Origin of the sequence: Cupriavidus sp. 2TAF22 (assembly GCF_052115045.1) — a bacterium.
GTDB lineage: Bacteria > Pseudomonadota > Gammaproteobacteria > Burkholderiales > Burkholderiaceae > Cupriavidus.
Genome location: NZ_JBFRFX010000106.1, coordinates 1 through 2857, shown reverse-complemented (window position 1 = coordinate 2857; position 2857 = coordinate 1). Strand labels below are relative to the sequence as shown.

Below are 2857 nucleotides of genomic sequence, written 5' to 3'. Positions count from 1 at the left end.
CGATGGCATAAGGCTCCAGCGGAATCGAGGTACGGCCCGTGGCGATCAGCTCCGCCATGGTTTCGCCCACGCCGGGGCTGATCGCAAAGCCCTCGCCATTGAAGCCGAAGGCGTAGTACAGGCCGGGCACCGTGGCGCTGGGGCCCATCACCGGCTGCCAGTCGGGGGTATAGCCTTCGATGCCGCTCCACACGCGAATCAGCTGCACATGCTCGAAGGCCGGCACGAAGCGGCGCAGTTCGCGCAGYTGGCGCAGCACGTTGTCGGGCTTCACGTAGGCGCGGATGCGSTCGGTGTACGCCGGCCCCTTGAGGCCRCCGCCGAAGACGATGTTGCCGCGTGAGATCTGGCGGAAGTACAGGCTCTCATGCTCGATCGGCGTAGAAACGCCGATGGAAGGGCCGATGGCATAGGGCAGCGGCTCGGTCACGCCCATCTGCGGGCCGCGCGCGTCCATCGGCACGCCCTCGCYGAACTGCTCGGCCATGCGGTTGGACCAGGCGCCGCACGCCACCAGCATTTGCGGTGCGCGAAAGCGCCGGCCATCGGCGGTGTGAGCGACAAAGCCATTGGCGTCGCGCTCGACCTGCATCACCTCGGCATGCTCGACGATCTGCGCGCCGGCGCGACGCGCGGCGCGCGCGAAGGCCGGGCCGGCCAGGCGCGGGTTGGCRTGGCCGTCCTGCGGCGAGTACGARCCTGCCACCACGCCGGGCGCAAAGATGCCCCAGCGCCGGCGCAACTGCTCGGCGCTGAAGAGCTSCAGRTCCAGYCCGAGCGGCTTCACGTCGCGSRCRTGTTGCTCGAGCACGGYGGCCTGCTGTTCGGTGTAGCACACGCGCAGGTGGCCGTACGGGACGAACTCGAGGTCYTCGCCCAGCAGTTCCTTCACGCGGCCCCAGACGGCACGCGCGCGATTGGCCAGCGGCATCTGGTGCAGGGCRCGTCCCTGGCGGCGCACATTGCCGAAGTTGGTGCCGCTGGCCTGGCGCCCGACCAGCTCGCGCTCCAGCAGCACCACCGAGAGGCCCTGCTGGCGCAGGAAGAAGGCGGTGGTGGTGCCCATCAGGCCGCCACCGAGCACCAGCACATCGGCGTCGTGCGTCTTGGATGCCGTGCTGCTCATGCCTTCACCTCGTGTGTATTCATCATCAGTGGCTTGACCGGTGCCTGCGAGCGCAGGCGACCGACTTGTTCGATCGGGATGCCGCAGGCCTGCGCCACGATCTCGGCCGCGGCATGGCCGCAGAAGCGGCCCTGGCAGCGGCCCATGCCGACGCGGCTGAAGGCCTTGGCCCGATTGACTTCCTGGCTGTCCAGTTCGCTCACGCAGCGGCGCAGCTCGCCCACSGTCACGGCCTCGCAGCGGCATACCACGGCGGCATCGGGCAGGGCGGCGGCCTGCGTGTGCGGCCACGGGAAGGCGCGCGCCAGCCCCTGGCGGAAGCGGTCCATCTGGTCGAGGRTGCGGCGCAGCGCAGCCGATTCCGCGGCGTATTGTGCGCGGCCCCGCTCATGCCCCAGGTCGGCCAGCGCCGCCAGCGCCGCGAGCCGGCCCGCGGCTTCGGCCCCATCGGCACCGAGGATGCGCGCGCCGTCGCCGGCCAGGTAGACGCCGCGCGTGCTGCTGCGGCCGTCCGCGTCGATGCGCGGCAGCCACTGGCGGCTCACGGGGTCGAAGGCGAACTCGCAGCGCGCGAGGTCGGCCAGTTGCGTCTCGGCGCGCAGGTGCCAGCCCAGGCCGACGGCGTCGCASGCGAAGCGCTGCTCGCGTCCGCGCGCATCGCGCACGGTCACGSCCYGCACGCCAAGGCGGTCATCGCCGTCGATGCCCAGCGGCGTCACGCCCTGCAGCACCGGTACGCCGGCATGCTTGAGGCCGCGGATCAGTCCGAGGCCGCGCAGCGCCAGCCGGGGGCGCGCCAGCAGGCCGGTGATGGCACCCCAGGACTTATTGGCGGAGGACGTGTCGAGTACTGCCGCCACGCGCGCGCCGGCCTGCACGTACTGCGAGGCCACCAGGTAGAGCAGCGGCCCGCTGCCGAGGAAGACGACCTGCGCGCCGATGGCGCAGGCCTGTGCCTTGAGCGCGATCTGGGAAGCGCCCAGGCTGTAGCAGCCGGCGCGGTGCCAGCCGGGCACCGGCATGAGCCGGTCGGTGGCACCGGAGCACACCAGCAGKGCGTCGAAGGGCAGCGTCTGCGGCTCGTCCCCGCACACGACGTGCAACTCACCCTCGGTCAGGTTCCACGCCAGCGTGTTGGGACGGTAGTCGATCCGCGCGYGCAGCGCGTCGAAGTCGCGGTGCAGCGCCTGGGCCTTGTCGGCCTCGCTGCCATAGAGCTTGGCGTAGGAGCGTTKGAAGCCTTCGGGCTGGCGGCGGTAGATCTGGCCGCCGTCGCGCCGGCCTTCGTCGATCACGGTAGGGCGCAGTCCGGCCTGCGCCAGTGCCTGGGCCGCGCGTACGCCGGCGGGGCCGGTGCCGACCACGACGATGCGGGGCRATGCTGACGGCGTGCTCATGCGGTGGCTCCCGGCGCGTGGCGCGCGAGCGATTCCTGCAGGTCCGGCGTCGCGGGCCAGTGGTGCGCGGGCGGACGGGTCAGTACCTCCATGCCGGCCTCGGCCGGCGTGGAACAGGCGCGCAGGCGCTCGCCCGCGGGTGTCCACACCCAGCAGTCCTGGCAGGCGCCCATCAGGCAGAACCCCGCACGCGGGCCGTCGCCGAATTCGCTGTCGCGCACGCGCCGGCCATTCAGCAGCAGTGCGACCAGAAGGGTGTCACCCGCCAGGGCGGTGGCACTGCGGCCATCGATGCGCAGGGTGATGGCGGGGCGGTCGGATTCTGCCAGCCGCA

Annotated in this window: 3 protein-coding genes; all 3 read right to left on the bottom strand. The window is 71.8% G+C overall.

Going from position 1 to position 2857, the window contains the following annotated elements; genetic code table 11:
- Nucleotides 1-1126, bottom strand: a 1126-nt coding sequence (locus tag AB4Z48_RS40340) for an NAD(P)/FAD-dependent oxidoreductase (RefSeq protein WP_441624485.1), incomplete at its 3' end; no start/stop codon positions are given.
- Nucleotides 1123-2523: an NAD(P)/FAD-dependent oxidoreductase gene (locus AB4Z48_RS40335; protein ID WP_441624483.1), complete on the bottom strand. Its 1401-nt coding sequence runs from the start codon at nucleotides 2521-2523 to the stop codon at nucleotides 1123-1125. The genes AB4Z48_RS40340 and AB4Z48_RS40335, both read right to left, overlap by 4 nt.
- On the bottom strand, nucleotides 2520-2857 hold a 338-nt coding region (locus AB4Z48_RS40330), incomplete at its 5' end, for a (2Fe-2S)-binding protein (protein WP_441624481.1). The genes AB4Z48_RS40335 and AB4Z48_RS40330, both read right to left, overlap by 4 nt.